Below are 6,364 nucleotides of genomic sequence, written 5' to 3'. Positions count from 1 at the left end.
CCGCGCTCCGGTGAACTGGTCGCCGTCGCCGAGCCGGACGCGTGGTTCACGTACTACTACTGGCTCGACGACGCCCGCGCCCCCGACTTCGCGCAGCTCGTGGAGATCCACCGCAAACCCGGCTACGACCCGGCCGAGCTGCTGATGGACCCCGAGGACCCCTACGTCCGGGTCCGGGCCGCCACCGCCCTCGCCCGCAAGAAGCTCGGGCTGCGCTACCGCCTGGCCGTGGTGCCCCTTGACCCGTCACCCGTTCGCGGCAGCCACGGCCGCCTCCCCACCAGCGACGACGACGGCCCCCTCATCATGTGCTCCACCCCCCGCTCCCTTCCCGGCCGCGTCGCGGCCACCGACGTCAAAGCCCTACTCCTCGACCTCGCCGGCCTGGACGACCGGATGTCCGCAGGCGCCGCCGCGGGCGGACTGCCGGACGTCCGTACCGGAGCGGAGGGAGCCGCGTGAACCAGCGAGCCACCGAAGTCCTCCCCGACGAGGTCCTCCGCGACCTGAGGCAGGACCCCTTCACCGCGTACCGCCGGCTACGCGAGGAGCACCCCGTCGCCGAGCACCCCCGGCTGGGGTGGCTGGTGAGCCGCCACCGGGACGTCGTGCAAGTCCTCACCGACCCGGCCTTCTCCACGCACGCCTACGCCCGACACCTCGAACCGGTGCTCGGACGGACCATCCTGCAAATGGAGGGGCAGGAGCACGCCGACCACCGCCGGGTGATCTCCGGGGCCCTGCGCGGCCGGACCCTGCACGCCGAGCTCGAGCCGCGCATCGCCGAGGCGGCGCACAGCCTCGTCGCACGGTTCTCGGGTGACGGCCGTACCGATCTCGTCGAGAGCTTCTGCCGGCTCCTGCCGGTCCGTGTCATCCTCGGCGTGCTCGGACTGCCCCAGGCGGAGCACCGTCGCTTCCAGCGGTGGTACAGCACCTTCGGGCCGTTCATGGCCGGCCACGACGATCCGGAGGTGGCGGCGGCCGGGCTGCGGGCACGCGACGAGATGCGGGCCTACTTCGACGGGGTGATCGCCGAACGCCGCGCCCACCCCGGCACGGACCTGGTCTCCCGGATGTGCGCCGCACGGGTCGACGGGGCCCCTCTGAGCGCCGACGTGGTGCGCAACTTCTGCGCCCTGCTGCTCAGCGCCGGAGCCGAGACCACCGACAAGGCCCTGTCCTCGCTGGTGTCCCTGCTCCTGGACCATCCGGATCAACTGGACGCCGTCCGGGCCGACCGGAGCCTCATCCCGGCGGCCCTGGCAGAGACGCTGCGCCACAGCCCGCCGACCCACATGGTGTTCCGGGAAGCGGAACAGGATGTCGTCCTCTCCGGGGTGACCGTTCCGGCCGGGGCCCAGGTCGTGTGTCTGCTGGGAGCGGCCGGCCGTGACCCGGAACGGTACGCGGAGCCAGACCGGTTCGATGTCGCACGCGGCGACCTCGACCCCGACCGTGCCTTCGGCGCGGGCGCCGGCCATGTGGCGCTCGGCCTCGGACGGCACTTCTGCGTCGGCGCCGCGCTGGCGAAGGCCGAGGTGGAGATCGGGCTGAGCGCTCTGCTGGACGCGCTGCCGGATCTGCGGTACGCCGACGGCTTCTCGCTTCGCCGGGCGGGAGTGCTGGCCCACGCGCCGACCCGGCTGCTGGTCGAGTTCAGCCCCCTGAGCGACCGGTGACCGCATGACGCCGCTACCTGGGACCGGGGCGTGGCAACCCCCGGTCCCGGGGCGGGGAAGACCACCCGCCGACCCCATCGCACCCTGACCCCCACCGGTCGTCCGCGTCACCGGCGTGCCGACGATGGGCACGCAGGCACCTGCGAGGCGTGGTGGCCCGTCAGCACCTGCACCGGCTCCTCTGCCACCGCGGTGCCACTGCCCACCGGCCGGTGTCCGGCGGTTGGGGGCAATCCTCGCAGCCCTGTGCGCCCCAGCGGCCTCCCGTGCACGGCCACAGGCCCCGAGACCGCCCCCGGGTCCAGCAACACAGCTCAATCCGGCTCGGGGGAGTGACCGTCGCACTCTCCCCGCCGTCCACCGCCCCGGCGGCGCGACGCGCCCGGCATCTCGATGCCATCCTGGCCTCGAGCCGTGCCAAGGCGTCCTAACGCTGCATGGACAGGTCACCCAACAGGCCCGCGACCAGGAACCCCACCCCGAAGACGGCGAAGCTCACCAGGGTCATCCACCCCAGTCGCGTCCGGCTGGTGGTGGGCCGCATGTCATGGTGGCCGTGTCCGGCATCCTGCGGGGAGGGGGCCGGCACTGCGGCGGGTGAACCGGGGTCGTGCCGGAGGCGGGTCCGAAACGTCGTCTCCGTGAGGGCGGCGCCGGCCACGGCTGCCGCGGACGCCTGGGGGAGGGGCTTCGCGTCGTGCCGTACGGTCATCATGCCGTGCTTCAGGCCCCGGTCCACCAGCCACCAGTTCATCGGGAGCGCGACGAGGAAGCCCGCGCAGAGCGACACGGACATGACGAACCAGAAGCGGGCGCCGCTGGGGTGCATGGCACCCGCGTCGTGGCTCATCCACGGCACCATCACAGCGGTCATGCCGCCCATCACCGCGTTCATCGAGAGCAGTTCGGTCATGAAGGTGTGCCGCAGGGAAGTGCCGTACGTGCCGAACATACTTCTCATGAACAAGGCCTGGAATACCGTCCAGCCGAAGAGGAACCCGAAGCCGTACTCGCACAGGACGTCGGCCCACATCGGAATGCCGATCCCCGCGGTGACGACCGCGGCCACCAGGATCCCGATGCCGTCGCCCGCGACGCAGTGCATGGTGGAACCCACGACCTGACGCCATTTCGCCGCGACGTACTGCTCGTGGGTGCCGGGCAGCGGCTCACGACAACTGAGCACGTACAGCAGAGCGCCGAACAGACCGCTGAACGCGGTGATGATCACGAATCCCCACTTCATCACCACCGCCTCAGGAGTCGCGCGAATGTCGATCGCGACGAATGCCACGGCGATCACGACCTGGACGAACCACAACAGCATCACACCATCGAGCAGCATCGCGTCTCCCGAGCAGGCACGCCCCGTCCCCAGGCAGGACCACCGCCCGCTCACATCGGTTCGAGGTCTTCAAGATCCAGCCCAGCACAAACACCGGCCCGCCTCTCCCGCACTACGCCGAACAGCCCTCGCCACCCCTTCCGCCCGGGCGAGAAGGAGATTGCCAGGCCCCGAAACGCAGATCAGCCTGCCCGCCGCCCGGCGGCTCGGCGCTCGTCTTGCCGGTGCGTCACCAGCGGTACCCCTGAGCGGCGCTCGCCCCATACGCCTCCTTGCGCTGCGAAGGCAGGGGGCCAAGGCCTGCAAGGCTTGTCCCGTAACTCGTGTCCCGGGGTGAGACGCTCTTGCGGTGGCTGGTGTGGTCACGGCGTCGGACCCGTCCTGGACACTCCCGTTCACCCGGACTGAGCTCGCGTGCCTTCGGGAAGCCGGCGACCGTGCCGCGGCGCGAGGGTGCGGACGCGGTCCATCGGGGCCGACCGTGGAACATGCCGCTGCCAGGACCGGACTTCGCCGGTCACGGCGTACCGGCGCGCACACGTGACCGTGCGGCAGCTCGTTCCGCCTGTTGGGGTGTCCAAGTCGGCGGCGGATCGGATGGTCGACCACCTCGGCTGAAGACGTCCACCCGCCCTGCGCGGCGGAGCCGGACGCCCGGCCGGGAAGGGCTACGGCGCCGGTGTGGGCCGTGGCGGTGCCAGTCGGGTGAGGGCGCGGGCGGCGGTCAGCTCCTCGCGGGAGGCCTGCTCGACCGCCTCCAGGATGGCGAAGGCATTGTCCCCGACCGGTACGCGCAACGGGGTGGGGCCGGGGTCGGCGACCAGCGCCAGCACCAGGGCGGCGAAGTCCTCGGGCCTTCCGATGCCGCGAGCGTCGGCCATGCCCCGCACGCCGGCGAGTGTGTCGGAGGTGACCGCGGTGTATTCGGCCAGCCGTCGGTCCGACCGGGTGAGTGAGGCCCCGTAGCGGGTGGCGAAGCCGCCGGGCTCGACCACGGTGACCCGGATGCCCAGCGAGGCCACCTCCGCCGCCAGGCTCTGGCTCAGACCCTCCAGCGCGTACTTGCCGGCGACGTACGCGGCCAGCCCCGGGAAGGCCACCCGCCCGGCCAGCGAGGACACGTTGACCACGTGCCCGTAGCCCTGCGCCCGCATCAGCGGCAGCACCAGGCGGATCAGCCGCCACGGCCCCACGACCAGTGTCTCCAGCTGGTCCCGCACCTCGTCGTCGGAGACCTCCTCCACCGCGCCGAACAACCCGGCCCCCGCGTTGTTCACCAGGACGTCGATGCCGCCGAGCTGGTCGGTCGCGGTCCGGACGGCGCTCTGGCACTGGGCCGGGTCACGCAGTTCCAGGGCCACCGGGACGATCCGATCGGGCCAGGCGGCTGCCAGGTCCTCCAGCGTGGCGGTGTCCCGTGCGGTGACCACCACCCTGTGTCCTGCCTCGGCCGCCGCCGCGGCCAGCGCCCGCCCCAATCCGGAGGACCCCCCGGTCACCAACCATCGTCCCATCGCCCCGCCCCTGTCCGCCCGCCCAGAAGTTCCGTCGTGTTCCGGCTGCTCATGGTCGGTGCGCGCGCCTCCGTGGGCCACCCCCGGGGAGGAGCGGGCGGAGGCGCGAAGGCGCACCTGGGGCGCACGCGCCAGTCCTCCCCGCGCTTGCCGGGCCTGTTGGTCACACCCCCGGCGGCCCGGCCGGTCCACCGCACGCCGACCGGGTGACCGACGTACGCCGACCGCCCCCGCCCCGGACTGATCTGGGCTGGGTGAGGCGGAGTCCGGGGCGGTCTGAGCACACTCGACGTCGCGGACGCGCCGCTGTTCCCGGCCGGTACGCGCCTCCAGGACAGCGGTGTGTGCAACCGCGAACGGTGATGCTGGCAGTGGCCATCAGCCCCCCCGCGTCCCCGCGGGGGACTGCCTGCTCCAGGACACGGTCACCGGGACGTCGGCCAGGTGCTCCCGTGGAGCCGGCAGGCGGCCACCTGCGCCCCGAACCTCCCCGCCGACGCTCCCGTCGCCTGCAAACCGATCGCCGCCCACTGCCACGGGAACGTCGCGCAGGCTCGTCTCCCTTCACGCCCGGTGGGACGTCAGTACGTGAAGTACAGGAGCAACGCCACTCCCGGGATCACCAGATCGGTCCAGAGGATCGCGCCGGCGTTGCCGGGGGAGAGGTTGCGGTTGACCAGGATCTCGCGGACGTGGCCGACCGCGGCGCCCACCAGGAACACCGCCGCTCCCAGGAACCTTGCCAGCCAGAAGTGGCGTTCGAACCCGGCGCACAGGACGCCGCCCACCCCGATGGCGAGGTTGGCGCAGCCGACCTCTCATTGCCATGGAGTCCGCCGCGGCCATTTCCACCGACCGGGCCACCGGGTCCGCCAGGAAGAGGTGACCCGACGCCGTGACGAAGCCGTTCACGCCGAGGGCTGCACGCACCGCTCGCTGCTGCTCAACTGGATCGTCTACCTCATCGGCTTGGCGAGGCCGCGGGGCTGCGGGGCGGGGGTGTCCACGCGCGCTCACTCTGCCAGCAGACCCCCGTCCGCAGCCGCCAAGGACGCGCCACCGGCACCTGGTGCACTGCTCCCGGGCGCCCGCCCGCGCTCGACCTCCCGGTGAAGCAGGACGCCGCCAGCCCTCCCGGCCACAGCGTCGTGTGCCTCCCCGGGTGTTCCATCGGGCTGTGATCGACCTGAGGTGGTTTCGCCCGGGCGGCACTGCCTCAGGCGATGGGAGGAGACGGTGCCCCATCCGGTGGGGGTCGTCTGGAGCCTGGGTGGTGCGGCGCGTCCTGGATGGCTTGGTCTCCGCCGGTTGCCGCGCTGACTGGACGGCCGACTGCCGTGACGGTCGGCTGCCGTGTCCGCCCGGTGCCGGCCGCGTGACCCTGTCCGGTCTCCTCTTGGGTGCCTTGCCTTTGCTTCCCTCCTGTGCGGCGTTAGGGCCGCGTTGAGGTTGTCGCCGGGACGATCTCTTCGTGGGACCGACCGCGGTACGTGAAGCGCTGCACCTTCACCCGTGCAGCCGACCACGGTGCTGACCACGGCGCGAATGATCGGCGTGGACGTGCGCGTTGGGCGTGATCCAGAGGGGGGGGGTGGCACTTGCCTGCGTGGTGTTGTCGGCGGGTCCGCTGTGGTGGCGGTGGGTTTCGGCTGCTTCGGATCCCTCGCATGAGCCGCTAGCTTGCAACGCATGAGTCTTGCTGTGTAAGGTACTGGGTATGGAGGAACTCAACACGCCGCGGGCTCAGTGGCTGCGGGGCGTGCTCGACATGTGTCTGCCGGCATTGATGGCGGAGAGGCCGGTGTACGGATACGAGATGTCCG

The 6,364-nt window shown here is 71.9% G+C and carries 3 protein-coding genes and 3 pseudogenes (1 of these 6 running past the window's edge); 3 read left to right on the top strand and 3 right to left on the bottom strand.

Features of this window, described 5'->3' with window-relative positions; genetic code table 11:
• Together C6N75_RS03055 and C6N75_RS03050 are read left to right on the top strand one after the other, a co-directional pair.
• Positions 1-462: pseudogene (locus tag C6N75_RS03055) on the top strand (alkaline phosphatase family protein) (it extends 757 nt beyond the left edge of the window).
• Positions 459-1,682 carry a cytochrome P450 gene (locus C6N75_RS03050; RefSeq protein WP_105867268.1) on the top strand — a complete coding sequence of 408 codons (1,224 nt, stop codon included), beginning with the start codon at positions 459-461 and terminating at the stop codon, positions 1,680-1,682. The pseudogene C6N75_RS03055 and the gene C6N75_RS03050 overlap by 4 nt, the downstream one beginning before the upstream one ends.
• 427 nt (positions 1,683-2,109) lie before the next feature.
• On the opposite strand, the gene C6N75_RS03045 is transcribed toward C6N75_RS03050, so the two are convergent.
• Positions 2,110-3,027 (bottom strand): DUF4396 domain-containing protein, encoded by a 918-nt coding sequence (locus C6N75_RS03045; protein WP_219852841.1) that lies wholly within the window; start codon positions 3,025-3,027, stop codon positions 2,110-2,112.
• Between the two features lie 349 nt (positions 3,028-3,376).
• Here C6N75_RS03045 and C6N75_RS31285 point away from each other — a divergent pair.
• Positions 3,377-3,642: pseudogene (locus tag C6N75_RS31285) on the top strand (IS5/IS1182 family transposase); the annotation flags it as partial.
• Between the two features lie 53 nt (positions 3,643-3,695).
• Here C6N75_RS31285 and C6N75_RS03035 read toward each other — a convergent pair.
• Both C6N75_RS03035 and C6N75_RS03030 read right to left on the bottom strand, forming a co-directional pair.
• Positions 3,696-4,526 (bottom strand): SDR family oxidoreductase, encoded by an 831-nt coding sequence (locus C6N75_RS03035; protein WP_258177192.1) that lies wholly within the window; start codon positions 4,524-4,526, stop codon positions 3,696-3,698.
• Between the two features lie 596 nt (positions 4,527-5,122).
• Positions 5,123-5,347: pseudogene (locus tag C6N75_RS03030) on the bottom strand (DUF6790 family protein); the annotation flags it as partial.
• Positions 5,348-6,364: the final 1,017 nt, after the last annotated feature.

The sequence above is a fragment of the Streptomyces solincola genome (assembly GCF_002982015.1).
GTDB classification, from domain to species: domain Bacteria; phylum Actinomycetota; class Actinomycetes; order Streptomycetales; family Streptomycetaceae; genus Streptomyces; species Streptomyces solincola.
This window is presented reverse-complemented; position numbering and strand designations above follow the sequence as displayed.